This window comes from Halomonas sp. BMC6, from assembly GCF_964204995.1.
Classification (GTDB): Bacteria; Pseudomonadota; Gammaproteobacteria; order Pseudomonadales; family Halomonadaceae; genus Vreelandella.
Map to the genome: position 1 here is coordinate 2,654,760 of NZ_CAXNSH010000001.1, position 23,722 is coordinate 2,678,481.

The following is a 23,722-nucleotide window of genomic DNA, read 5'->3' on the forward strand; positions in this document are numbered from 1 at the left end:
CGGTTATCCTAGCGCCAGCTGTTTTTCTTTCATTTGATGAAGCTGGTCACGTAACCGTGCGGCTTCTTCAAATTCCAGGTTTTGCGCCGCTTCGAACATGGCATCTTCGAGTTTGCTGATGGCAGCCAGAAGATCCTGCTGGCCCATGGACGCCACATCGTATCCGCCCTCTGGCTCGGCCACTTTTCGCTCACTTCCCTTACGGCGATTGCCTTTCTTACCCGGCGTTTGGGCCGCTTCGAGAATGTCCGCCACGGAGCGTGTGACCGTCGTGGGCGTAATACCATGCTTTTCGTTATGCGCCATCTGTTTGGCACGACGGCGCTCGGTCTCGTCGATTGCTTTGCGCATGGAATCGGTGATTCGATCACCGTATAGAATCGCCTTACCGTTGGCATTACGCGCGGCACGGCCAATGGTTTGGATCAGCGAGCGTTCGGCGCGCAGGAACCCTTCTTTGTCTGCATCCAAAATGGCAACCAGCGACACCTCGGGAATATCCAATCCTTCCCGCAACAGGTTGATTCCCACCAGCACATCGAACTTACCCAGCCGCAGGTCTCGGATGATCTCGACGCGCTCGACCGTATCGATATCGGAGTGCAGGTAGCGCACTCGGATATCATGCTCATCGAGGTAGTCGGTCAGATCTTCTGCCATCCGCTTGGTCAGGGTCGTCACCAGCACCCGTTCACCCACCGCCGTGCGCAACCCAATCTCTGACAATAGATCGTCTACCTGCGAACTGGCCGGTCGTACTTCGATCTGCGGATCCAAGAGCCCCGTTGGCCGCACCACCTGCTCGACGATTTGGCCAGCGTGCTCGGCCTCGTAAGGTCCTGGCGTCGCAGACACGAAAATCGTTTGAGGTGAGATCGCTTCCCACTCCTCGAACTTCATCGGGCGGTTATCCAATGCGGACGGCAAACGAAACCCATACTCTACTAGCGTCTCTTTGCGCGAACGGTCGCCTTTGTACATCCCACCTACTTGGGGCACGCTCACGTGTGACTCGTCGATGAACAGCAGCGCATCATCCGGCAGGTAGTCGAAAAACGTGGGCGGCGGCTCGCCAGGAGCACGGCCAGAGAGATAGCGCGAGTAGTTTTCGATACCGTTGCAGTACCCCAACTCGAGCATCATTTCGATATCGTAAAGCGTCCGCTGCTCGAGCCGCTGAGCCTCTACCAACCGCTCGTGCTTACGCAGCCACTCCAAGCGCTCTTTGAGCTCTGCTTTGATGGCATCGATGGCTTCTAAAATGGTGTCACGGGGGGTCACGTAGTGAGACTTCGGGTAAATCGTCATGCGCGGTACTTGCCCACGTACGTCGCCGGTCAGCGGGTCGAACAAGCGAATGGAGTCGATTTCGTCGTCGAACAGCTCGACGCGCACCGCCTCTTCATCCGAATCCGCAGGAAAAATATCAATGACGTCGCCCCGCACGCGATAAGTCCCGCGACGGAAGTCCATATCATTACGGGTATACTGAAGCTCGGCCAACCGGCGCAGAAACGCGCGCTGGTCGATCATTTCTCCACGTGTGAAGTGAAGACGCATCTTGAGGTATTGGTCAGGGTCACCCAAACCATAGATCGCCGATACAGAGACGACGATCAGCGCATCACGGCGTTCCAAGAGCGCTTTGGTGGCGGAAAGACGCATCTGCTCGATATGGTCATTGATCGAGGCATCTTTCTCGATGAACGTATCCGACGAGGGAACGTAGGCCTCAGGCTGGTAGTAGTCGTAATAGGAAACGAAGTACTCGACCGCGTTATCCGGAAAGAACGATTTGAATTCACCATACAGCTGCGCCGCCAGGGTTTTGTTGGGCGCCATGACGATGGTAGGCCGTTGCAGTTGCTGTACCACGTTGGCCATGGTGAAGGTTTTACCCGAACCAGTGACCCCAAGCAGCGTCTGATGGGCAAGACCTGATTCCAAACCGCTGATCAACCCGCGAATGGCTGCAGGCTGGTCGCCCGCAGGCTGAAATTTTGACTGCAGACGAAATTCCTTGCTCATCGTTGCTCCTATTGGCAGGTGGGCCTACACGGTATGGGTGGCTATCTCGATCGTAGCCTGAGTCATCAGGCGTTGGATCGGGCAGCGATGGCTGATCTCTTCCAGCTTAGCGCGCTGCTCTGGATCGCTGATGCCATGAAGCTCTAACGTCACGTCCAGCTTGTAGAGGCCTTGGCGTTCGCCGCTGTCATCGCGCTGCACTTTGACGGTGATTCCTTCCAACGGCCACTGCTTGCGCTTGGCGTACATTTGGACCGTGATCGCCTTGCAGGTTCCCAGCGCAATATCAAAATAGTCATGGGGGTCTGGAGCGCTTTCGTCTCCTCCTACCACCGTGGGTACATCCGCGAAGAGGTCATCCATGCCGTTGACCTCGACGCGCTGACGAAAGGCGCTATTTCGTTCACTGATCACCACGATAGGCGGATGCATTTACGATACCTTGATGCGCAGGTTAAGTTTTTCAATGGCCTTGATCAGGACGTCACGTTTCGCGCGCCCCTCCACTTCCGCGCCGTAGCGACCTACTTCAGCACTATCGACGCCATCCAGCATCATTAGGGCGGTAGTGATTTTGTTGACTTGTTCGGCGGTGGTAACACCCTGAAAACTCAATGATTGAACTGCCATGGACCATCCTTACGAAGAAAAGGGTTTGCCTACATAGCGTCGCGGCAACCGACAACGACCATTACCTATGCAAACCTGATACAAAATGAAGAGTCTAGCATGCTGTCAAGCCCTTGCAATCCAACGAGTCTGCCCGCACTTTTACTGAACGAATGAATGAGCTGTTTTACTGGCCACTCTCATCGACGACTCTTATCTACGATGCTTACCCACAATGCTCAGGAGCGACCATGACCATGGAGAAGACGCCGCCCTCCAGCGCCGTACGTTTGAATCAGTATGCTGCGCTGGATATCAAAGGGGCCGATGCGGAGACATTCTTGCAAGGTCAAACCAGTGCGCAAGTGGGATTGGCGAACGGTACGTTTGCGCCACTCACCTGTTTTTGTACTCCCAAAGGCCGCATGTTGGCCAATGGACAGCTATATCGGCTCGCGACGGATCATTTTCGACTGGTTCTTGATGCCTCGCTGGCCAACGATCTGGTTCAACATCTGAAAAAATTCGCCGCTTTCTACAAAGCAGAATTAACAGTCGCTGAACACGTCGTTTTCGCAGGCGCCAACGAGCCATCCGACGACCTGGCCCATCATCTGAACGTGACGCTGCCCGAGCAGCCATACACCCACGCCACTAGCGCGTCAGGCACGGCCTTACGCCTCCCTGGGTCTCCCCGTTGGCTATTCATGTTCGAAGACGAGCCTCAAGACGTGGTGATAGACAGCGAGGCATTGCTCAACGCCTGGAAGCTGGCAGATATTCGTAGCGGACTAGCTTGGCTCACGGCCGCCCAGCAGGATCAGTTCCTGCCCCAAATGCTGAATTGGGAAGCCCTGGGCGGAATTAGTTTCAAAAAAGGGTGCTACACCGGCCAAGAGGTCGTAGCTCGCGCCCATTTCCGCGGGCAAGTCAAGAAGCGCCTCGTCCATGCCCGCGCCAACACCGCCTCATTGCCTGAGCTGGGTGCCTCACTGGTGGACGAGAGCGGTAAATCGTTAGGCGAAGTCGTCAGCAGCGCATCCAGCGACGATCAGCACATCGAGCTTCTGGCCGTGATGAACACCAAGGTGATGGAAGAAGCACTGAACGTATATTGGCAGGAAACGCCTCTTACCCTGCAGACGCTTCCTTATCCTATCGAGCGCTTGGACCCAGAGCAGTTAGCCGCTCAGCTTGCTCAGGAGTGATCGTTTAGCCCAAATACCCGGGCGGCGTTGTCACGGCTCGATGCCGCCACGGTCGATAAGCACTGCCCTCTCAGTTCGGCCACTACCTTGGCCACTTGCGCCACGCGTGAAGGTTCGTTGCGCTGTCCTTGATAGCCACATAGCGGCATATCGGGGCTGTCGGTTTCCAGCACGAACCCATCATCAGGCAAGGCTGCTACTACACGGCGCAACTTCTGAGCGCGCTCATAGGTCACCGCACCACCTAGTCCCAATATATAGCCCGCATCCAAAAACTTGGCGGCCTGTGCGTAAGAGCCAGCAAAGGCATGAACGAGTCCCGCTCGAGGTAACGCTTGCTGGCGTAACCGCTGGCTGACTTTGTCGTTGGCTTTGACGCAGTGAACCACAACGGGCAAACGACAGCGCTTGGCGATGGAGAGCTGGGCATCGAAATAGTGCCACTGAGCGTCAAGACTGTCCGTGAAACGACCATCGATACCGCATTCACCAATCGCCACCGGGCGGGTCTGAGGTGCGTCATAGAGCCGCTGATTGACCAGCGTTTCGAGAGCCGTCAAGTCATCCAAGTGATGCTGCTCAGTGAAATAGGGGTGAAGCCCTAGACAGATACGGACCTCGTCGCGCTCGCCAAGCGCCAGCACATGCGGCCAACGCTTGCGTACCGTCGCTGGCACGATGAAACGGGAGACGCCCACCGCCTTGGCTGCATCGATGACGGCGTCACGATCCGTTTCGAATGCCACGGCGTCTAGATGGCAGTGGGCGTCTATCAGCATCTAATCCCCCTTGCGGGTATTAATGCTCGCGCGTTGGCTGGAAGCGAATGTCTGGCCAACGCTCTTGGGTCATTTGCAGGTTGACCCGCGTCGGCGCGATGTAGGTCAAGTAGCCACCACCATCGATAGCCAGGTTGGCACTTGCCTTCCGCTTGAACTCTTCGAGCATTTTTGCATCGTCGCAGTACACCCAGCGGGCAGTTTGCACGTTGACGCCTTCATAGAGGCAGTCGACTTTATACTCTTCCTTCAAACGGTGAGCGACTACGTCAAACTGCAGTGTACCTACGGCCCCCAAAATCAGGTCGTTGTTATCCATCGGCATGAAGACCTGCGTGGCACCCTCCTCCGAAAGCTGCTGCAGGCCTTTTTGCAGCGCTTTCATTTTGAGCGGATCTTTCAAGCGCACTCGTTTGAAGAGTTCAGGGGCAAAGTGAGGAATGCCGGTAAAGCGCATATCTTCACCCACGGTAAACGTATCGCCAATCTGAATCGTGCCATGGTTATGCAGGCCGATGATATCACCCGGCCAAGCCTCCTCCACTTGTGAGCGGTCCGAGGCCATGAACGTCAGGGCATCGGCAATCTTGACGTCTTTGCCGATGCGTACGTGGCGCATTTTCATGTTCTTTTCGTACTTGCCCGAACAGACACGTAGAAAAGCGATTCGGTCCCGGTGATTCGGATCCATGTTCGCCTGGATCTTGAAAACGAAACCGGTAAAGCGCTCATCCTTCGCAGTGACTTCACGGGTATCGGTCTCACGAGGCTGCGGGGCGGGCGCATGCTCGACGAAGCCATCCAGCATTTCACGCACGCCGAAGTTACCCATCGCAGTCCCAAAATAGACTGGCGTCAGCTCGCCACGGCGATAGGCCTCTAGGTCGAATTCATGAGACGCGCCGCGCACCAGGTCGACCTCCATACGAAGCTCTTCCGCCTGCTCCTCGCCCAGGATGGCATCCACTTCCGGGTTATCCAGCCCCTCGATGCGCTTGTCATCCGGTATCCGGCTGCCTTGACCTTGGGTATATAGATGGATCACGTCGTTGTAGAGGTGATACACCCCTTTGAAGTGGCGCCCCATCCCGATTGGCCAGGTCATCGGTGCGCACTGGATATTGAGCACCGTCTCGACTTCATCCATGACTTCGATCGGATCGCGGATGTCGCGATCCATCTTGTTGATGAACGTCAGAATGGGCGTGGTACGTAAACGACACACTTCCATTAGCTTGATGGTGCGATCTTCGACGCCTTTTGCGCCATCGATGACCATCAGCGCAGAATCCACGGCCGTCAGGGTGCGATACGTATCCTCGGAGAAGTCCTCGTGACCTGGCGTATCCAGCAGGTTGACGATCCGACCGCCGTAGGGGAACTGCATGACGGAGGTTGTGACCGAGATGCCCCGCTCCTGCTCCATCTTCATCCAGTCAGACGTAGCATGGCGATCATTACGTTTGCTTTTCACCGACCCCGCCAACTGGATGGCATTTCCGAACAACAGCATCTTTTCCGTGATCGTGGTCTTACCGGCGTCAGGGTGCGAAATAATCGCAAAAGTACGGCGCAGCTCGGCTTCGCGCGCTATTTGGGCGTCAGACATGGAGTTCTCTAAGATGGTACAACGTGGTGACTTAAAACGTAGCGCCAAACCCTCGGCGTCGTATGCCTATGGTAACGCAACTCGGCTGCGACGGCATACCACCGCGTGCATGCCGCTGCGTTGTCAGGCCAGTGCTACGCAATCATCCATTGGCTTATTCCGCGCATAAAAAAACGCCGACAGTGTCGGCGTTTGAGGGCGACTCAATACAAGCCAAGAACGAGCCTCAGGCGTAGGTGTTGACCTGCGTGCCGACGCTGCCCTCTTGTGCCAGGCTTGGCTGAGCGCCGGTGTCAGCAGATGCCAATACTTCGGTGATTTGCTCGGCTTGAACGTCCAGCGCTTCGCGGAACATTTGCATCTGCGCTTGCTCAGCGGTTTGCGCCTGATTCATATACAGCGCCGTACTGACTGCATTGCTTGCAGCTACATCCATACTGCACCTCAGTCTATTGAATGACACTCTTAGCGTAGCAAACCCACACCACTGGGGCCACGTTTGTCGCTTGTCATTGTGTTACGAAATGAGACAAGCCGTTTAAAATCGATCTGCACGGAACGGCGTCATGTCGATGGCGGTTGGCTTCTGTTCCATCATGTCGGCAAGCAGCTGACCGGTCGCAGGGCCTAGTGTAAAGCCCTGGTGACCGTGGCCGAACGCGAGCCAGAGGCCGGGATGACGCGGCGCTGGGCCAATCACCGGCTTCATGTCTGGCAAACACGGGCGTGCGCCTTTCCAGGCGGCACTGTCCTTGCGCTCACCTAATGGAAAAATCGTCCGCGCAACGTTTTCAGCGGCACCCAGCTGCTCTTCATCGGCCGGCGATTCTAAGCGATCCAATTCAGCCCCGGTGGTCAGCCGTACGCCTGCATTCATGGGTGCCAGCAAATAGCCAATCTCGGCATCCATCAGCCAATAATTCAATGTCGCCCCTGGCTGGGTCGCGTAGTGCATGTGATAGCCGCGCTTCACAAACGTCGGGAAGTGATAACCCAGCGGCTTCATCCATTGCCCCGCCCAAGGCCCGAGCGCCATGACCACTTCATCGGCTTCGAACGTCGATTCCTGGGTCGTCACGCGCCAGCGCTCATCGATTTGAGTGACGCCCGTAATATCCGCCTGCACTAAGTTTCCGCCCATGGCCTCAAAAGAGGCGGCATAGGCGGCCACCAATCCACCCGGATCGGCGACCGTCCATGGGTCGAGCCAATGAATAGCACCAATGATCTTATCGCCCAGTTGGGGCTCCTTTTCACTCAACGCAGCGCGATCGAGCACGCTGAATTCGACGCCATAAAGCTCGCGCGCTTCCTCGGCCTCCTTGACGCGTTTGGCAAGCTTATCCTGGGTACGATAGATCTCCAGCCAACCCTCTTTGCGCACCAAATGCTCTGCCCCCGATGCTTCGATCATGGGTCCATGCGCCTCTAAACAGAGCTGAATCAACGAGGCGTACTCAGGCACGATTTTTTTATACAGCCGTGATGAGGAGTGGTGCCAATAGCTCAATAGCGGTGACGCCGCATTGACCATTCCAGCGGGACGATAACGGATATCGACACGGCGGTTTGGCAGTACGCTCAAGATAGTCTTCATATCACGAGGAAAGGGGTAAGGCCTCACCGCTTCACGCTGAATGATACCGGCGTTGCCAAACGAGGTTTCTCGTCCAGGCTGACGGCGGTCCACCAGCGTTACTTGATAGCCACGTTTTTGTAGCTGCCAAGCAACACTGACACCCACCATACCTGCCCCCAACACCACCGTTTGACGCGCCATTTTGATGCACTCCTATCGCTCTAAAAATCAATTCGCCTCATGCCGCCAGCAGCACGGATAACGTATTGAAAAATATCACCAATCAAAGCGCTTTTGCATAGTCACAAACACTGTTTTAACTCATTTTTTTAGTTTTTTATCTCGCATAAAGCGTAATAAAGGATGACTTTGCTAGCCACGGCATAACATTTGCTTAATGATCATTAGGCCCGTTTTGTTAGATCCAACGTTTCGCTGCGCAGCAGGCCGAACGCTGCATTTACAGGCAGCATCTCGCGATTCCCTGCACCAATTAAGTGCCTGCATTGCACCCAATCAACACAAGGAACACACCCATGATCGATAGCTTTGACACCACTCTGATCGACACGCTTTGGGTGCTTTGGGCGGCCGCGTTGGTATTCGTGATGCAAGCCGGGTTTCTCTGCCTGGAGGCAGGCACCACACGAACGAAAAACGCCATCAACGTCGCTATGAAAAACCTAGCGGATTTTGCCATTGCCGTCAGCGTTTTCTGGCTAGCCGGCTTTGGCATGATGTTTGGCGCCTCTCAAGCGGGATGGTTGGGCAGCTCGCTGTTTGGTTGGCAGCTCGAATCGACCGACACCTGGCTAATGACCGTTTTCATCTTCCAAGCGATGTTTTGTGCCACCGCCGCGACCATCGTGGCCGGCGCCGTCGCTGAACGAATGCCGTTCCTCGGCTATTTATGGACCGCGTTTTGGATTGCGCTCTTGATTTACCCCGTTTTTGGCCACTGGGCCTGGGGCGGCTTGTTAGGAGGCGCGCCGGGATGGCTGGCGTCGCTTGGATTCATCGATTTTGCCGGTGCGACCGTGGTTCACAGCGTTGGCGGCTGGGTGGCACTCGCGGCGGTACTGGTCATCGGCCCCCGCCGGGGACGTTTTCAAGTCGATAAGCCACCCACTGCATTTCCAGCAGGTAATTTGCCACTGGCAATGCTTGGGGCGCTGTTCATGGTACTTGGCTGGTTTGGCTTCAATGGTGGAAGCACGCTCGCTCGTAAGCGTTCATCCTACGACGTAGTTGACCTACTTCACGTCACGCAGAGGCCTAAGTAACTCCGGCGAGACCTTGTACTGTTTCCTGCCTTCCTCGCCCAGCACGATCACACTCTTGCGGTTGATCTTGGTGACGATCCCCAACACCGGTCCTTCTCGGCCTTCGAAGGTCACTTTCAGACCAACCCGCAACCGACTCAAGGCTTGCAGGGTTTCCTGTTCTTGCAGTTCATCAATGCGCTGGCAGATGTACTGGTTCAGTTCCAGCAACTCGTCGATGCTCATGTCCTCAATGCGCATGGACGACCTCCACCGGTGTGAGTTGCGTGGCTTGTCGGTCCGGATGACGGGGATCGATCAGAGCCCGTAGCGGATTCTCGGCGAACCGGATTTTCCAGCGCCGCGGAGTCAGGTTCGCCACTTCACTGGCGGGATGCTGACTGACGCGTTGCAGCACGTCCACCAGGTAAGTGTAGGGGTTAATATCGTGCAGCTTGCAGGTGCTGATCAGGCTCTGGATGATGCCCAGGTGTTCCGCGCCCAGTTCGGTCCAGCAGAACATCCAGTTTTTCTTGCCCATTGGAATGGGGCGTAGCGCCCGTTCCAGGTGGTTGGTGTCTGGCTGCACGTCCGGGTTTTCCAGGAACACGGTCAGGCTCGCTTCGCGACCGAGCACGTAGTTCAGGGCCTTGGTCAGCGGGTCGCTGGGCACGAGGCCGCCTTGTGCCAACTGATCCCGGCACCACTGGAAGAAGCCGCTGACGACCGGCTTCGCATGGTCCAGCCGGTATTGGCGCTTCTTCTCGCCGGTGAGCTCCTTTTCCTTAATGGTATCTTCAATCTGGTACAGCTTCGCGATCTGTTGCAGGGCTTCGGTGGCCTTCTCAGGATGATCCTTTTGGGCCTCAACGAAGCAACGGCGACTATGCACCCAGCATTGAGCATGAGTAATACCTTTCTGGGCCGCGGCATAGCGGGCATATGCGGCATAACCATCGCTGATCAGAGTGCCACTGAATTGGTCGTTCAGAACCTGCTCGATGTGCAGTCGGCCCCGACTGTTCGAGTAGGTAAACACCACTTCGTCGTCATCACCGTATAGGGGCCAGAACCAGCCTGTTTTCATCTTGCCTTTCTGCGGGCCTGCCCGGCCCTGGTGGCCCGCTTTGATGGGTGTTTCGTCCATGGCCAGCACCCGGCTGCGCAGCACGTTGTCGGTCTGGGCGTCCACAATGGGCCGAAGCAGGTCGATGGCCCGCTTCACCAGGTTCGTCAGGGTGCTGCGGCTGAGGGTAATACCCGCTTGTTGAATGCGCTGGTGCTGGCGATACAGCGGCAGGTGGAACTGGAACTTGTCCACCAGCAACCCGGCCAGCAGGCTGACATCGGCCAGGCTGTTGTCCAGCACGTTGAACGGGGCTGGCGTCGTCACAGGTTTTGAGTCAGTGCCCTTACGACGGAACACCGGGCGTTCGCATTTGAGCACCACATAGCTGGAGGCGCGCTGGGCCAGGCGATAAGTCGTTTTAGTGCCAATGATGTCGTACTGGTCGGCGTCCGGACCGGTCAGCTCCGGTGGCAGGTGTTCAATGACTTCCACCGGCACCCCGGCAGTAAAGCGCAGGCCAGTGTCGTTCAGACAATCGTCGTCCCGCTGCTTCTTGCCGGTGCCGCGCTGGTAAGCCTTAATAGTGCGTTTTTCTTCATCGGCAGGCTGTTCCGGTCGCGGTGCCTCCTCTGGCTGGAACAAGCTGTCCTGCCCGGGCAGATCGACCACCTGCTTCTCGGATTTGGGGCCGAACAGCTGCTTCTTGAACCAGTCTAACTGGTGTTTCAACTGCCGAATGGATTCCGCCTGGGCCTCCAACTGCTCCCGCAACAGTGCATTCTCCTCGGCCAGAGCCGAGGAGGAAAGTGTACCGGGAGAAGAAGCTGAAGCCGTTGAATTCATGGCCGATATTATACCGGAACTCTGTCTTCTATACCCCTCGAAAACGCTTGAACTGGCGGTATTTCTGCACCTCAATGCCGTCAATCAGCAGCTGCAAATCCGTCAGGGTCAGGGTTCGCTGACCGGAGGCGGATAACGGCACCCGGAACTGGCCCTGCTCCAGGCGCTTGGCCCACAGACAGTAACCGGTGGCGGTAAAGTAGAGCATCTTCATCTGGGTCTTACGGCGATTGACGAAGACAAAATACTGACCGCTGAGGGGGTCGTGCTTCAATTGATTCCGAACCAGGGCGCTCAGGCCCCGGAACGATTTGCGCATGTCGGTGGGCTCGGTGCACAGCCAGATGCGCGCCTGGCTATCGAGCCCGATCATCCGTTCTGGCTCAGCCGCAGTTCGACGCCGTTGCCCAGGCTCAGCACAATGTTCCAGCCTGGGCCGGACTGCGCCGCACCCATCAGAGAGGACAGGTCCAGAAAACCGGCTTCGCCGGAATCCGCTGAGTCACCGGCCGCCTGATCGGACAGGCGCTTGCGCCAGTTACAGAAACTGGCGTAGCCGATGTTCTCTTGTTTGCAGAACTTCGAAGCTGACAGACCACTGTCACGCTGCTGATTGACCAGAGCCTGCCACTGTTCGGGTGTGCGGTGCTTTCTCATGGGGGTAACCTCGTGTTGGAAAGTGTGAGGTTACTGTAGGGCGATTTTCAGCAGGGTGGCAGAACGTCGTGGAATGAACGCTTACGCTCGCTCTGGATGGCTCGGTGCCTGGAATTATTGCCAATACCGTGCTGGGCGCCGTGGGGGGCATTTTATCGGCCATGCTAGTGGGCTGGCGGGTTCGGCGCTATGCCGATGTGATGTACGCTATCAATGGCGCCATTGCTGGCTTGGTGGCAGTCACGGCAGGTGCCCATGTGCTCTCATTGACCACGGCATTTCTCATGGGCGGCGTGAGCGGTGTGCTCATGGTGCTGGCCAACGAATGGCTGTTGAAGAAGCAGATCGATGACGCGGTGGGCGCGATTCCTGCGCATTTGGTCAGCGGCATCTGGGGCACGCTTGCCCTACCATGGCTGGCTGACCTCTCTCTCCTCGATCACCCCCTCGGTCGCGCCGATCAGTTCGGTATTCAGCTATTGGGTGTGGCGGCCTGCGGTGTGTGGAGTTTTGGGATTGCATGGCTGCTGTTTAGCATCACTCGCCGCTTCCTGCCTTTGCGTGTCTCGAAAAACGCGGAAAAAATGGGGCTCAACCTTGCAGAGCATGGCGCCAAAAACGAGCTGCATCAGCTGCTCGAGCACATGCGTCAACATGAACGGCAGGGGGACATGCACCAGCGCATCGAGGCAGACCCGTTCACCGAGGTAGGTGAAATCGCCGCTAGTTATAATCGCGTCTCGGCAGCGCTGGAACGTGCAGTCGGACACACCCAGGTCATGCTGCGTAACCTTCGTGATGGCGTCGTTACCTGGCAAGCCGACGGCACGCTGACGGGACTGAACCCAGGCGCAGAAGCACTGTTTGGCGTGGAGGCGAAGCAGTGGGTCGGGCGTCCTGTCAACACGCTACTGCCCAATAAGCTGCTCACGCCTGGCGCAAAGCATGAAATCAAACTGCGTCTGCATGACCAGCAAGTCCGCTATTTAGAGATCCAAGTAAGTGAAGGCGCTGCGGGCTCTGTTTCTGAGTGCTCGGGCATGGTCCGGGACATCACCGAGCGTAAACAGCTTCAAGAACAGTTGAACCGGGAGCGAGATTTGGCACGCACCACGCTAGCGTCTATAGGCGATGGTGTCATCACGTGCGATGCCAGCGGCAGTGTGACTTTTCTTAATGCCGAGGCAGAACGGCTCACGGGGTGGACACTTGCTGACGCCACCAACAAACCGATTCAGACAATCTACTCACTTCGTGATGAGCTAAGCGACGAGCCCATCAGCAATCCGGCGCGGCAGGTACTCACCCAGCATCGGGCCGTGCACTTCAGTGAACACTGCCAGCTGCTGCACCGCAACGGCAAACGTTTTCCCATACAGCATAGCGCCGCGCCCATTCGTTCTCGAGGCGGCATCACGCTGGGCGCAGTAGTGGTGTTTCAAGACGTCAGTGTGACACGGCAACTCTCGGAGCAGCTCAATTATCAAGCAACCCACGACAACCTCACGGGGCTAATGAACCGGCGAGCCTTTGAGGCACTGCTGACCAAATTGCTCGCCCAGGAAGAGGAGTACCATCATGTGCTCTGCTACTTGGACCTGGACCAATTCAAGATCGTCAACGACACCTGCGGCCATTTGGCAGGCGATGAACTACTTCGTCAGGTCTCCATGAAGCTGAAAGCCCACGTGCGCCACAGTGATACCGTGGCTCGATTGGGCGGGGATGAATTTGCCCTGGTGTTGCCCCACTGCCCACTGGACAAAGCCAAGATCATTGGTGAGGCGGTTCGCCGAGATATCGAGCACTTTCGCTTTGCATGGCAAGGACATACCTTCGGTATTGGCGTGAGCATCGGCTTGGTCACGATCACCTCGGAAAATCCCATGCGCTTGTCGGACACGCTGCACGCAGCAGACGCCGCCTGCTATACCGCCAAAGAGGCGGGCCGAAACCGCCTTCACTGCTATCAACCCGACGACCATGCACTATTAGAGCGCCATGGCGAACTGCAGTGGGTTCAACGTCTGCAAAATGCCCTGGATAACGACACGTTTCGGCTATTCGCACAACCCATCAGCGCGGTATGCGGCCAAGGCCCAGGTTATCGAGAGATTCTGCTACGCCTGGAGGAAAGCGGTACTCTCATTGCTCCCGGCAGTTTCCTGCCGGCGGCAGAGCGCTACCATTTCATGCCGCGTATCGATCGCTGGGTGATTCGCAATACGCTTGCCTGGCTCGGCGATCGTCATCGCTGCGCAGATGGCCAAAGCGTGGGCCACTGGGGAATCAACGTATCGGGAGACTCTCTATCGGACAGCGATTTTTGCCAAGAGCTGATTCAGCAAGTGCGCCGGGCCAATCTTCCTGAAGGCACGCTGTGTTTTGAGATCACCGAAAGCGCTGCGATTGCGCAGCTCTCGAAAGTAAGCGAATTAATTCAGTCACTGAAATCGTTGGGCTGCCGTTTTGCCCTCGATGACTTCGGCACCGGGCTATCATCGTTTAGCTACTTGAAGCAGCTTTCCGTCGACTATCTCAAAATCGATGGCAACTTCATTCGTAACATTCACCATGATCCCATCGACCGCGCGATGGTAGAAGCGATTCATGCCGTCGGCAAAGCCCTGCATATCGATACGGTCGCCGAATACGTCGAGAATCCATCGACGTTAGACATGTTGCATTCGCTGGGGATCGATTATGCGCAGGGATACTTATTGGGAAAACCAGAGCCCATCACCGCTGCCGCCAATGGACGTATTAAAGTCATGCCGCGATAAGAAAACGGGGTAAGAGATAATAAGAAAATAAAACAACTTAGGGAGGGATTAAACAAAAAAAGAATAAAAGAAAAGTCAGGTTAATGGGGTGGATGATGGGGATCGAACCCACGACCACCGGAGCCACAATCCGGGGCTCTACCACTGAGCTACATCCACCACAACCTGTAAACCGTTCGCTAATTGCCAATGGGGTGGATGATGGGGATCGAACCCACGACCACCGGAGCCACAATCCGGGGCTCTACCACTGAGCTACATCCACCACTGACAAAAGCAAGCTTGAAAATATCCAACTGGAAACAAACACAGAGAAGTATTTGATTGGCACGCCCAGCAGGACTCGAACCCGCAACCTACGGCTTAGAAGGCCGTTGCTCTATCCGGTTGAGCTATGGGCGCACATGATGTATCCAGAGAATACGGATGAGCACTTGACCACAACCAAAGTTTGGAGAAGCAGATTAACACCTTCCGTGCTAGGTACATGGTCGGGATGGAGGGATTCGAACCCCCGACATCCTGCTCCCAAAGCAGGCGCGCTACCAGACTGCGCTACATCCCGATTACTTACCTTAGACGTTGCTGCGTGTCCCGTCTCAAGCGAGGCATATATTACTATTTCTAATTTTAAAGTCAACACTTAAAGTGATTGATTCGATAGGCGCTTTGCCTTGTCGCCCTACCATGCGAAAATTACTCCCACTTTAAAGCGCGTCCTGTGACTGCGCGTGTCGTTTGCTTCGCTTTCCAACCTCATAGGGATTTCACTACATGACCGCCCAACTCATCGATGGTAAAGCCATCGCCGCTAATGTCCGTCAACGCGTGGCCGAGAAAATTGCGGCACGCCAGCAAACCGGCGCTCGCGCCCCCGGACTAGCCGTTGTTGTGGTCGGTGAAGACCCCGCCTCACATGTGTATGTCAACAACAAGCATCGTGCTTGCGAACAGGCGGGTATCCTCTCTTTTCAACACGCTCTTCCTGCCGATACGACGCAAGAGGCATTAGAAGCGCTGGTTGATCAGCTCAATGCAGACGCCACGGTAGATGGCATTCTGGTACAGCTCCCCTTGCCAGACCATTTGGATGCTCGCCCCATTCTCGAGCGTATCCGTCCGGATAAAGACGTCGATGGTTTTCATCCCTATAACTTGGGCAGGCTGGCGCAGCGCCTTCCTTCTCTGCGCCCCTGCACGCCCAAGGGCATCATGACCATGCTGGCGCAAAGTGGCATCGCCGTGCGCGGCATGGATGCCACCATCGTAGGCGCTTCAAACATCGTCGGGCGGCCAATGGCGTTGGAACTGATGCTAGCGGGCTGCACTACGACAGTATGCCACCGCTTTACCCAAGACTTGGCCAGCCATGTCAGTCGCGCCGACTTGGTCGTGGTGGCGGTGGGCAAACCGGGGATCGTCAAGGGTGAATGGATCAAACCCGGCGCCGTAGTCATCGATGTAGGTATCAATCGTCAGGAAGATGGCACACTGGTGGGTGATGTCGATTTTACGGCGGCGGCCGAGCGCGCCAGCCACATTACGCCGGTGCCGGGAGGCGTTGGCCCGATGACGGTCGCCACCCTGCTTGAGAATACGCTGGAAGCCGCCGAGCATCACGATCAGGCGTCTTGAAGAACGCCCCTCACCGAATACTCATTCGCACCATGATGGAGAAGCCCGTGCAACGCATTGGAATTATTGGCGCTATGGCGCAAGAAGTGAAGCTTCTAGCGGGACAGCTCGAGAACGCAGAACGCTACGAACATGCCGGGTTCGTCTTTCATACCGGCACGCGACATGGCCTCGACATCGTCATTCTGCAGTCGGGTATCGGCAAAGTGAACGCCGCCGTCGGCACGGCGATTCTGTTGGAGCGTCATCAACCGGACGCCATCATCAACACCGGCTCGGCAGGCGGTTTTGCCACCGACCTAGCCATTGGCGATGTCATCATTTCCGATGAAGTCCGCCATCACGATGTGGATGCAGTGGTCTTTGGCTACGAAATTGGCCAGGTGCCGGGCATGCCACCGGCGTACCATGCCGACAAGCGCCTGCGTGACATCGCTCGTGGTGCCATTGCCGCCCTGGGAGAAGTCAACGTGCGCGAGGGCATGATTGCGACGGGCGATGCGTTTATGTCCGACCCTGAGCGGGTAGCCGCCACGCGCGCGCAGTTCCCTACCATGCTCGCCGTCGAAATGGAGGGCGCCGCCATTGCCCAGACGTGCTATCTCTACGACTGCCCGTTCGTGGTCATTCGCGCCCTTTCCGACATTCCCGGAAGCGGCGATAACCACCTCTCTTTCGAGCAGTTCCTCGATATGGCCGCCGACCACTCTTCCCGCATGGTAGATCACATGTTGCTGGCATTAGGCGGTCAGTAAATCCTATGCGCTCGTGGAGTCACCGCCACGATCAAAAAAACGGAGCCTCATTGGCTCCGTTTTTTTATGACGCACTCACACGCTTATGGTTACTTTTTCATCGCCCAGGCAAGTGTTTCACCTGCCAGTAACGGCACGATGGTTTGACCAGACGCATAGGGATAGCTCGCCGGCAGCGTCCACTCGCGCCGCTCAAGCGTAATGGCGTCTGCGTTCGGCGACAGGCCATAAAACCGCGGGCCGTTAAGACTCGCAAAAGCCTCCAGCTTATCCAGCGCCTGCATCTCCTCGAAGGCCGTCGCATAAAGCTCGATGGCGGCAGGCGCCGTATAAGCACCGGCACAGCCACAGCTCGACTCTTTGTCACCCTTTGCATGGGGAGCACTATCAGTGCCCAGGAAGAATTTGGGGCTACCGCTGGTGGCGGCTTTCAACAAAGCCTGTCGATGCTGTTCGCGCTTGAGGATGGGAAGGCAGTAATAGTGAGGGCGAATACCGCCTGCCAGCATTTTATTGCGATTGAAGAGCAGGTGGTGGGCAGTAATCGTGGCGGCTACGTTGTCAGACGCGCTGGCGACGAACTCCGCAGCCTGCTGCGTGGTGATGTGCTCGAACACCACTTTTAGTTCAGGGTGTCGCGCCAGCAACGGCTTCATAACACGCTCGATGAACACCGCTTCCCGATCGAAGATATCGATCTCGTGGTCGGTGACCTCGCCATGTACCAGCAGCGGCATGCCCAGCTTTGCCATCATGGCAATGGTGGCATCGCAGTGGGCAATGTCCGTCACTCCCGAGGCAGAGTTGGTCGTGGCCCCTGCCGGATAAAGCTTCACGGCTTTGACGATGCCACTCTCGACGGCACGCTCTATCTCCTCGGGCGGTGTCGTATCCGTGAGGTAGAGAACCATCAGCGGCTCAAAAGTACTGCCTTCGGGTAGCGCGGCCAAGATGCGTTCGCGGTAAGCTACTGCCTGCTCTGTCGTGGTCACCGGTGGCTTTAGGTTCGGCATGATGATCGCACGACCCATTTGCGCAGCAGTATGTCCCACCACGGCATTGAGCGCCTCGTCATCACGTAAATGCAGGTGCCAGTCATCAGGGCGGGTCAGGGTAATAGCGTCCACGGCAAATCCTATTGGTCTTGGGTGAAGGGGGCTGCGAGCTGCCACAGTATACCCAATACGCCGATCGGATAAATCCGTGCGTGACCCCCACAGGTCCGCGCAAGTGTCGTATCATGGCGGCACGCTGTAAGATCAAGGATTCGGTTGTTTATGCAGAACGTACGTCGCTATGCGGATTTCATCGCCAGCTTGGAAGGTTTGGCGTGGCTGGGACTCGCATGGTCCATCTCCTTTTCGATGCATCGACAAAGCACCGAGCCAACGCTTGCGGTGCTGTTCATCGTGGCTACGCTGGTACTCTTTAGCTGGGCACATCGCCCGATGCGCTACTTGCTGCGACGCTATCACATTCGAAAGCGCCGAACCGATATGTGGATCCACACGCTCGCTCTGCCGCTTTTGCTGGCCATGTTTTTTCATATCATGCTGGAGGCGCTACTAGGTTCGGCTTGGCTGCCTCCCAAAATGCTACTGTTCAATCTGTTAGCGTCTGCCGGCTGGATGACCTTTGTCATGACCCTCTTCATTAAATTCGTCATTCATAGCGTCAAAACATCGAGCAAATAAGCCAACCCATGCCCACTGCCCTACCCTTACCGCTCTCTACACCCAATCGAAACCTGGTTCGGCTCACCATCGTTAGGGGAATTACCTGGACGGGTTTTTTGATGGCGATCATTGTCGGCATCGAGCTACTCGCTTTCGACCTTCCCGTCACCGCCGTCGTGAGCGTCGTGATCGCAATGGGGCTGCTGAACATTGCCACTTGGTGGCGTTTGGGGCGCCCCAAAGCCGTTGGCCACGGTGAGTACTTGTCTCACTTGCTGGCCGATATTGCCGGGCTCACCCTGCTGTTTTACTTTTCGGGCGGTTCTACGAATCCGTTCATTACGTACTACTTGGTGCCCGTGACCATTGCAGCCGCAACGCTGCCCTGGCGCCACGCCTGGATCATTGCGGCCTGCGCCATGGGTGGTTACAGCTTCTTGATGTTTGACTACCACCCCATTCCACAGCTGGGTCATATCAGTAGCGAAGGTCCGCTCAGCCTTCACATCCTGGGCATGTGGCTCAACTTCGGGCTGTCGGCTGGGCTTGTCACGTTTTTTATCTATAAAATGGCTCACGCGCTGCGCAGCCGCGATAAAGCCCTCTCCCGCACGCGGGAAGCCGCTCTGCGTAACGAACAAGTGCTGGCCGTTGCCACACAAGCGGCGGGCACGGCCCACGAACTTGGCACCCCGCTGTCGACGATGGCGGTGCTGCTCAAAGAGATGCAGGCCGACGCAGCAAAAGGCAGCGCGCTGGAGGAGGATATCGCGCTCTTGCGACAGCAGGTCGATATCTGCAAATCGCGTTTGCAGCACCTTGTCACCAATGCCGATCGTCGCCGCATGGCCGAACCAGAAGTGCTGGATGCCGAAGTGTGGCTTGCTGGGGTGGTGCAGCGTTGGCTGGTGATTCGACCCGACGTGAGCCATCGCTTCGATGTGGCCGAACGGCGCGGCCGCCCCTGGCTCGCCGTGGATGCGACGCTCGACCAAGCGCTAACCAATTTATTGAACAATGCTGCAGACGCCAATCCAGAACACATCGCCATACGCTTGGATTGGCAAGATGAGAGCGTCATTATCGATATCCGTGACCACGGCCCAGGGGTGGCCATGTCGATTGCGGACCAGCTAGGCGACACGTTCGTCTCGACCAAAAGTAAAGGAATGGGCATCGGCCTGTTCCTCACGCACGCCACGATCAACCGCTTCGGCGGAGGCGTGAGCCTCTATAACCATCCCGAGGGTGGAACGTTGACCGAGGTCACCCTGCCGCGCTGCTCAGCACCCAGTTAAGCTGAGACAGCAGCGATTCAGACTAACGAGGGTAGTATGCAGAACCAAGAGCAGCGTCTGCTAATCGTCGATGACGATGAAATGTTTTGTCACGTATTGAGCCGTGCCCTGGCCCGGCGAGGCTTTGACGTCAAGGTGGCACACGATGCCGATCAAGCGCTGAGCATCGCGTCGCACTTCATGCCCACCATGGCCACACTGGATTTGAAGCTGGAACATAGCTCTGGACTCAAGCTGTTACCCGACCTCCTCTCCACTGTGCCTGGCTGTCGTATCGTGGTGCTGACCGGCTACTCAAGCATTGCCACGGCGGTCGAAGCCATCAAGCTGGGCGCCATCAATTATCTGTGCAAACCAGCGGATGCGGATGATGTGATGGCGGCCTTCGAACACCCCGACGCCGACCCCAACGTCGAGCTGGCAGATAATCCACCCTCCATCAACCGAATCACCTGGGAGCATATTCAAAAAGTGCTGCAGGAACACGATGGCAATATCTCGGCCACCGCCCGCGCGCTGGGCATGCACCGACGCACCCTTCAGAGAAAGCTACAAAAACGACCGGTACGTCGCTAAGCAACATCGCCTGCCACTTTAGGTGGCAGGCGAGTCGGCTGGCTCAGTGAGCGGTCCAACCAAGATCGATGTTCCAGCTCGCACCGGTGACCGCGCCCGCCGCATCGGACGTGAGGTAAGCCACTAGTTGAGCCACTTCGGAAGGTTCGATTAGCCGCTTGACCGCCGCATTCTTGAGCATGATCTTCTCGATGACTTCTTGCTCGTCCATTCCATGCAGCTTGGCCTGATCGGCAATTTGGTTGTCGACCAAGGGTGTTTTCACGTAAGCGGGACAAATGGCATTGGCCGTAATACCCTGCTCACCCCCCTCCAGTGCGGCTGTCTTGGTCAAGCCGATCATGCCGTGCTTCGCGCTGATGTACGCCGCCTTGCCCGGTGACGCCACTTGGGCATGGATCGAGGCAATGTTGACCACGCGCCCCCAGCCTTTCTCGCGCATGTAGGGCCACGCCGCTTGGGTGAGCAGGAAAGGGGCCGTCAGCATCAAATCGATGATTTGACGCCACTTCTCTTCAGGGAAGGTCTCGATGGACGCGACATGCTGAATACCGGCGTTATTGACGAGAATGTCCACGCCGCCAAACCGCTTGACCGCATCGGCAATCGCGCCTCGACACGCGTCAGGATCGGTGAGATCCGCTTGATAAAATGCGGCGCCAGCTGCTTCTGCAATCTCTTTACCAGCGGGGTTGAAGTCGACGGCCAGTACTTGATGCCCCTGCTCACAAAAATGTCGAACGACGGCCTCACCAATACCGCTGCTCGTCCCTGTCACCACGGCAACCCGCGGTGTTGAAGCTGTTGAAGATGACATTCAGGCTTCCTTTTTTGACGTACATGGGAATGAAGAAATAAACGTTCATGAGTATAGGAGCCGCCAACCGCTTCTGCCTACTCGGCCAATGAGGTCGCGTCCGGCTCCGCCAACAACTGCTGCATCATACGCTGCGCAAGTCGCGCCGATTCCTGCAAGGAGTCCAGGTCGCTCAAGTCATCCAATATCTTTCGCTTGTAAAGCTCGATCCCGGACGTCAAGCGTTCTAGTTCCAAGGCATAGCGGCCGGATGGCAGCACCAACACGCCTTCTGAGGGCAGCGGCGCCTGCAGCGTGGCCTGTTCAGGCAATGCGACCAACCACAGCTCGCAGGGGGTGATCAGAGCTCCCGCCATGACACTGGCGCCGCTGATGCGCGTCTCCAAATGCTGGAAGCAGAGCGCATCCACCCCCAACCTCGGGTTGAAATGGGACTGCTGTCTTAGTGCTGTCCAGTGTTCGTCACGATAGCACTGGGCCAGCTCGGCTAAATAACCGTACTCATGCGGCGCCAACGTCTGCATGGATTCTCCTTGATGGATGGCTCATTGTGACGCTTTATAGCACGCGTAGCGTGGTGCTATTGGCGAAAGCCTGCGCCCTACGCCACAATGGGCGCTGATTGCTCACTCAACTACCAATTCGCCCCTATCGTAAAGGAGCCACCTTATGTTCGTGGTCATTTTTGGGCGCATGTCGTGCCCTTTTTGCGTTCGTGCCAAGCATCTCGCCGAACACTTAGAAAACAGTGGAAAGATCGAGGGTTACCGCTATATCGACATGCCCTCCGAGGGCGTTACCAAAGAAGATATCGCTAAAACGGCGGGTAAACCAATTCAAACCGTGCCACAAATCTTCGTCGACCAGCAGCACGTGGGCGGCTTTACCGAATTCGATCAATTTGTCCGCGACAAACAGTTGTTGGCCTCTTAGCGGGCGTTAAATTCGCCGTTAAAGCCCGTTGAACCTACGAACTCCTTGCTTGCCTATACTGACCACTCAGTTAACCGTTGACTCACGGACGTCTTTAGGCGGCGAGGAACCCCCATGCAACGCGAGGAGTTTGTACAACAGCTATGGCTGGACTATGTCCATACCCACCCCGACATCGGCGGCCTGCGGCTATGGCCACTCCACACCGCGGCGGAATATCTGACGCTGGTCACCCTAAATTACGGCCCGTTCGCAATGCATGCCTTGAGCCTGCCGCTATCACGCATGGGGTATCGTTCGGTCGGGCACTATGCCATGGCAGACAAAGGCTTGCTGATCCACTTGATGGCACCAAGTGACGACAGCAGCTGGCTGGTGCTCGCCGAGCTACAAATCGGTACCCTGTCAAAAGTGCCTCGCGAAGCGTTAACCTCGCTCGTGCATCAAAGCCACCCCGCCGACTGCAAAGGTCACAACCTGCTTTGCCGTGGCCGCCCTTGGCCGATGCCTTCTTGGGAGCTCTATCAGCAGTTACAAAACGCGCACCCACTGGCCGCCTGGCTTGCCGTCATGGGCCCTCGCTTGCATCATGCAGGGTTCGATTGTTACCGGATGCACGCGTCGATCGACACGCTGAGCGAGCAGTTGGAAAACGCCGGCATGCCGCCGCTCAGCGGTCAGCAAAATGGCGTTTTCTCTGTGTCCAATTTACTCGAGCACCGTTTTTACCCGGCAACGCCACAGAAAATGGTCTTCTGCGATGGAGACGAACACCGCTTGTGCCTGGGTGGATTAGCCCTGACCCAAAAACAGGTCAACGATGCCCATGAGCGGGTGGCGGAGATCTTGCTGCCTTTTCACACTCGCTGCGAAATGGCGTGAGCCACCAGCCCACGCCCTCCGCCTAACGGTCGTGCTTATTCCTCGAAAGTCATTTCGGGGACGTGGTCCGGCACGATGAGTTTGCCTGCGGTTTTCTCGACAATCTCTTCGACGCTCACCCCTGGCGCACGCTCTTTAAGGATGAACGCGCCATCCTTGATCTCCAGGTAAGCCAGATCGGTCAAGACCCGATTGATACAACCCGCTCCTGTCAGCGGCAGGTTGCACTTTTCGAGCAGCTTGGATTCGCCATGTTTGGAAGCGTGGGTCATGGTGCAAATGATGTTGTCGGCCCCGGCGACGAGATCCATCGCGCCCCCCATGCCTTTGATCAATTTGCCAGGGATCATCCAAGAGGCAATGTTACCTTCTTGGTCGACTTCGAACGCACCCAGCACGGTCAAATCCACATGACCACCGCGAATCATGGCAAACGACTCAGCGGAGGAGAAAATCGCCGCGCCAGGGCGAGCGGTAACGGTCTGTTTACCGGCATTGATCATATCCGGGTCGACTTCCTCCTCGGTAGGAAACCGCCCCATACCCAGCAGCCCATTTTCAGACTGCAACATCACATCCATGCCATCAGGAATGTAGTTGGCAACCAGAGTGGGAATACCGATACCCAAGTTGACGTAGAAGCCGTCCTGCAGTTCACGCGCGACGCGCTGGGCCATTTGTTCACGAGTTAAAGCCATGGTGCCACCTCTTGTCTTAGTAAGGA

At 56.6% G+C, this 23,722-nt stretch carries 25 protein-coding genes and 4 tRNA genes; 10 read left to right on the top strand and 19 right to left on the bottom strand.

The genetic code is table 11. The annotated features are described in order from the left end of the window. Positions 1 to 3: 3 nt before the first annotated feature. From uvrB to AB6K10_RS12745, 3 genes are read right to left on the bottom strand one after another with little or no spacing between them, the layout of a single operon-like run. On the bottom strand, positions 4 to 2,028 hold the full coding sequence (gene uvrB, locus AB6K10_RS12735; RefSeq protein WP_159342228.1) for an excinuclease ABC subunit UvrB: 2,025 nt from the start codon (positions 2,026 to 2,028) through the stop codon (positions 4 to 6). A 24-nt stretch (positions 2,029 to 2,052) separates the two neighbouring features. Next, a complete protein-coding gene (locus tag AB6K10_RS12740) occupies positions 2,053 to 2,460 on the bottom strand; it encodes an OsmC family protein (RefSeq protein ID WP_159342229.1) in 408 nt (135 codons plus the stop codon). Beyond that, positions 2,461 to 2,658, bottom strand: coding sequence for a hypothetical protein (locus AB6K10_RS12745; RefSeq protein ID WP_159342230.1), 198 nt, complete (start codon positions 2,656 to 2,658; stop codon positions 2,461 to 2,463). A 230-nt stretch (positions 2,659 to 2,888) separates the two neighbouring features. Between AB6K10_RS12745 and AB6K10_RS12750 the strand changes: the two genes are divergently transcribed. After that, on the top strand, positions 2,889 to 3,845 hold the full coding sequence (locus AB6K10_RS12750; protein WP_159342231.1) for a folate-binding protein YgfZ: 957 nt from the start codon (positions 2,889 to 2,891) through the stop codon (positions 3,843 to 3,845). On the opposite strand, the gene AB6K10_RS12755 is transcribed toward AB6K10_RS12750, so the two are convergent. The 4 genes from AB6K10_RS12755 to AB6K10_RS12770 all read right to left on the bottom strand — a co-directional run bounded on the left by AB6K10_RS12755 (position 3,836) and on the right by AB6K10_RS12770 (position 8,013). Further along, entirely contained in the window at positions 3,836 to 4,624 is a 789-nt protein-coding gene (locus AB6K10_RS12755; protein ID WP_159342232.1) for a TatD family hydrolase, read from the bottom strand. The genes AB6K10_RS12750 and AB6K10_RS12755 overlap by 10 nt on opposite strands. 19 nt (positions 4,625 to 4,643) lie before the next feature. Further along, entirely contained in the window at positions 4,644 to 6,233 is a 1,590-nt protein-coding gene (locus AB6K10_RS12760) for a peptide chain release factor 3 (RefSeq protein WP_159342233.1), read from the bottom strand. A gap of 226 nt (positions 6,234 to 6,459) precedes the next feature. Then, the gene (locus AB6K10_RS12765; RefSeq protein WP_159342234.1) at positions 6,460 to 6,669 is read right to left on the bottom strand and encodes a putative motility protein; all 210 of its coding nucleotides are present in this window, start codon (positions 6,667 to 6,669) and stop codon (positions 6,460 to 6,462) included. A gap of 102 nt (positions 6,670 to 6,771) precedes the next feature. Next, positions 6,772 to 8,013: an FAD-binding oxidoreductase gene (locus AB6K10_RS12770; RefSeq protein WP_159342235.1), complete on the bottom strand. Its 1,242-nt coding sequence runs from the start codon at positions 8,011 to 8,013 to the stop codon at positions 6,772 to 6,774. 335 nt (positions 8,014 to 8,348) lie between these two features. Between AB6K10_RS12770 and AB6K10_RS12775 the strand changes: the two genes are divergently transcribed. Further along, positions 8,349 to 9,095 carry a hypothetical protein gene (locus AB6K10_RS12775; protein ID WP_339118882.1) on the top strand — a complete coding sequence of 249 codons (747 nt, stop codon included), beginning with the start codon at positions 8,349 to 8,351 and terminating at the stop codon, positions 9,093 to 9,095. Here AB6K10_RS12775 and AB6K10_RS12780 read toward each other — a convergent pair. The 4 genes from AB6K10_RS12780 to AB6K10_RS12795 are packed head-to-tail and all read right to left on the bottom strand — an operon-like array spanning position 9,066 to position 11,643. Continuing rightward, entirely contained in the window at positions 9,066 to 9,335 is a 270-nt protein-coding gene (locus AB6K10_RS12780; RefSeq protein ID WP_062375866.1) for a hypothetical protein, read from the bottom strand. The two genes, AB6K10_RS12775 and AB6K10_RS12780, sit on opposite strands and share 30 nt — an antisense overlap. After that, positions 9,325 to 10,986 (bottom strand): IS66 family transposase, encoded by a 1,662-nt coding sequence (locus AB6K10_RS12785; RefSeq protein ID WP_339118472.1) that lies wholly within the window; start codon positions 10,984 to 10,986, stop codon positions 9,325 to 9,327. The genes AB6K10_RS12780 and AB6K10_RS12785 overlap by 11 nt, the downstream gene beginning before the upstream one ends. Positions 10,987 to 11,014: 28 nt before the next feature. Further along, positions 11,015 to 11,359: an IS66 family insertion sequence element accessory protein TnpB gene (gene tnpB, locus AB6K10_RS12790; protein WP_044630870.1), complete on the bottom strand. Its 345-nt coding sequence runs from the start codon at positions 11,357 to 11,359 to the stop codon at positions 11,015 to 11,017. Then, positions 11,356 to 11,643 carry a hypothetical protein gene (locus AB6K10_RS12795; RefSeq protein ID WP_016915086.1) on the bottom strand — a complete coding sequence of 96 codons (288 nt, stop codon included), beginning with the start codon at positions 11,641 to 11,643 and terminating at the stop codon, positions 11,356 to 11,358. Before AB6K10_RS12795 ends, tnpB begins: the two co-directional genes overlap by 4 nt. A gap of 104 nt (positions 11,644 to 11,747) precedes the next feature. On the opposite strand from AB6K10_RS12795, the gene AB6K10_RS12800 reads away from it, so the two are divergent. Then, entirely contained in the window at positions 11,748 to 14,426 is a 2,679-nt protein-coding gene (locus tag AB6K10_RS12800; RefSeq protein ID WP_339118883.1) for an EAL domain-containing protein, read from the top strand. Positions 14,427 to 14,510: 84 nt separating this feature from the next. On the opposite strand, the gene AB6K10_RS12805 is transcribed toward AB6K10_RS12800, so the two are convergent. The 4 genes from AB6K10_RS12805 to AB6K10_RS12820 all read right to left on the bottom strand — a co-directional run bounded on the left by AB6K10_RS12805 (position 14,511) and on the right by AB6K10_RS12820 (position 14,991). Next, positions 14,511 to 14,585, bottom strand: a tRNA-His gene (locus tag AB6K10_RS12805). Between the two features lie 31 nt (positions 14,586 to 14,616). Then, positions 14,617 to 14,691, bottom strand: a tRNA-His gene (locus AB6K10_RS12810). 60 nt (positions 14,692 to 14,751) lie between these two features. Beyond that, positions 14,752 to 14,828: transfer RNA gene (locus AB6K10_RS12815), tRNA-Arg, on the bottom strand. Between the two features lie 86 nt (positions 14,829 to 14,914). Then, positions 14,915 to 14,991, bottom strand: a tRNA-Pro gene (locus tag AB6K10_RS12820). Positions 14,992 to 15,200: 209 nt separating this feature from the next. Between AB6K10_RS12820 and folD the strand changes: the two genes are divergently transcribed. Beyond that, positions 15,201 to 16,061: a bifunctional methylenetetrahydrofolate dehydrogenase/methenyltetrahydrofolate cyclohydrolase FolD gene (folD, locus tag AB6K10_RS12825; protein WP_159342237.1), complete on the top strand. Its 861-nt coding sequence runs from the start codon at positions 15,201 to 15,203 to the stop codon at positions 16,059 to 16,061. Between the two features lie 47 nt (positions 16,062 to 16,108). Continuing rightward, positions 16,109 to 16,816, top strand: coding sequence for a 5'-methylthioadenosine/S-adenosylhomocysteine nucleosidase (mtnN, locus tag AB6K10_RS12830; protein ID WP_285263294.1), 708 nt, complete (start codon positions 16,109 to 16,111; stop codon positions 16,814 to 16,816). A gap of 89 nt (positions 16,817 to 16,905) precedes the next feature. Here the strand turns inward: mtnN and pyrC are convergent, their stop codons facing one another. Then, positions 16,906 to 17,943, bottom strand: a complete 1,038-nt coding sequence (gene pyrC / locus AB6K10_RS12835) for a dihydroorotase (protein WP_159342239.1) — start codon at positions 17,941 to 17,943, stop codon at positions 16,906 to 16,908. Between the two features lie 150 nt (positions 17,944 to 18,093). Between pyrC and AB6K10_RS12840 the strand changes: the two genes are divergently transcribed. Genes AB6K10_RS12840 through AB6K10_RS12850 form a run of 3 tightly spaced genes read left to right on the top strand, consistent with a single transcriptional unit; the run spans position 18,094 to position 20,366 of the window. After that, positions 18,094 to 18,510: a hypothetical protein gene (locus AB6K10_RS12840; protein WP_159342240.1), complete on the top strand. Its 417-nt coding sequence runs from the start codon at positions 18,094 to 18,096 to the stop codon at positions 18,508 to 18,510. A gap of 8 nt (positions 18,511 to 18,518) precedes the next feature. Further along, positions 18,519 to 19,790 (top strand): ATP-binding protein, encoded by a 1,272-nt coding sequence (locus AB6K10_RS12845; protein WP_159342241.1) that lies wholly within the window; start codon positions 18,519 to 18,521, stop codon positions 19,788 to 19,790. A gap of 36 nt (positions 19,791 to 19,826) precedes the next feature. Beyond that, a complete protein-coding gene (locus AB6K10_RS12850; protein WP_159342242.1) occupies positions 19,827 to 20,366 on the top strand; it encodes a response regulator transcription factor in 540 nt (179 codons plus the stop codon). A gap of 43 nt (positions 20,367 to 20,409) precedes the next feature. Here AB6K10_RS12850 and AB6K10_RS12855 read toward each other — a convergent pair whose 3' ends face one another. Both AB6K10_RS12855 and hybE read right to left on the bottom strand, forming a co-directional pair. After that, positions 20,410 to 21,183, bottom strand: coding sequence for a 3-hydroxybutyrate dehydrogenase (locus tag AB6K10_RS12855; protein ID WP_253016322.1), 774 nt, complete (start codon positions 21,181 to 21,183; stop codon positions 20,410 to 20,412). Between the two features lie 77 nt (positions 21,184 to 21,260). Continuing rightward, the gene (hybE, locus tag AB6K10_RS12860; RefSeq protein ID WP_339118884.1) at positions 21,261 to 21,707 is read right to left on the bottom strand and encodes a [NiFe]-hydrogenase assembly chaperone HybE; all 447 of its coding nucleotides are present in this window, start codon (positions 21,705 to 21,707) and stop codon (positions 21,261 to 21,263) included. 145 nt (positions 21,708 to 21,852) lie between these two features. Here hybE and AB6K10_RS12865 point away from each other — a divergent pair, with 145 nt between their 5' ends. Beyond that, entirely contained in the window at positions 21,853 to 22,116 is a 264-nt protein-coding gene (locus tag AB6K10_RS12865) for a GrxA family glutaredoxin (RefSeq protein WP_339118885.1), read from the top strand. Positions 22,117 to 22,230: 114 nt separating this feature from the next. Then, on the top strand, positions 22,231 to 22,998 hold the full coding sequence (locus tag AB6K10_RS12870; protein WP_339118886.1) for a DUF1338 domain-containing protein: 768 nt from the start codon (positions 22,231 to 22,233) through the stop codon (positions 22,996 to 22,998). Positions 22,999 to 23,033: 35 nt separating this feature from the next. On the opposite strand, the gene AB6K10_RS12875 is transcribed toward AB6K10_RS12870, so the two are convergent. After that, positions 23,034 to 23,696, bottom strand: a complete 663-nt coding sequence (locus AB6K10_RS12875) for a CoA transferase subunit B (protein WP_285263292.1) — start codon at positions 23,694 to 23,696, stop codon at positions 23,034 to 23,036. Positions 23,697 to 23,722: the final 26 nt, after the last annotated feature.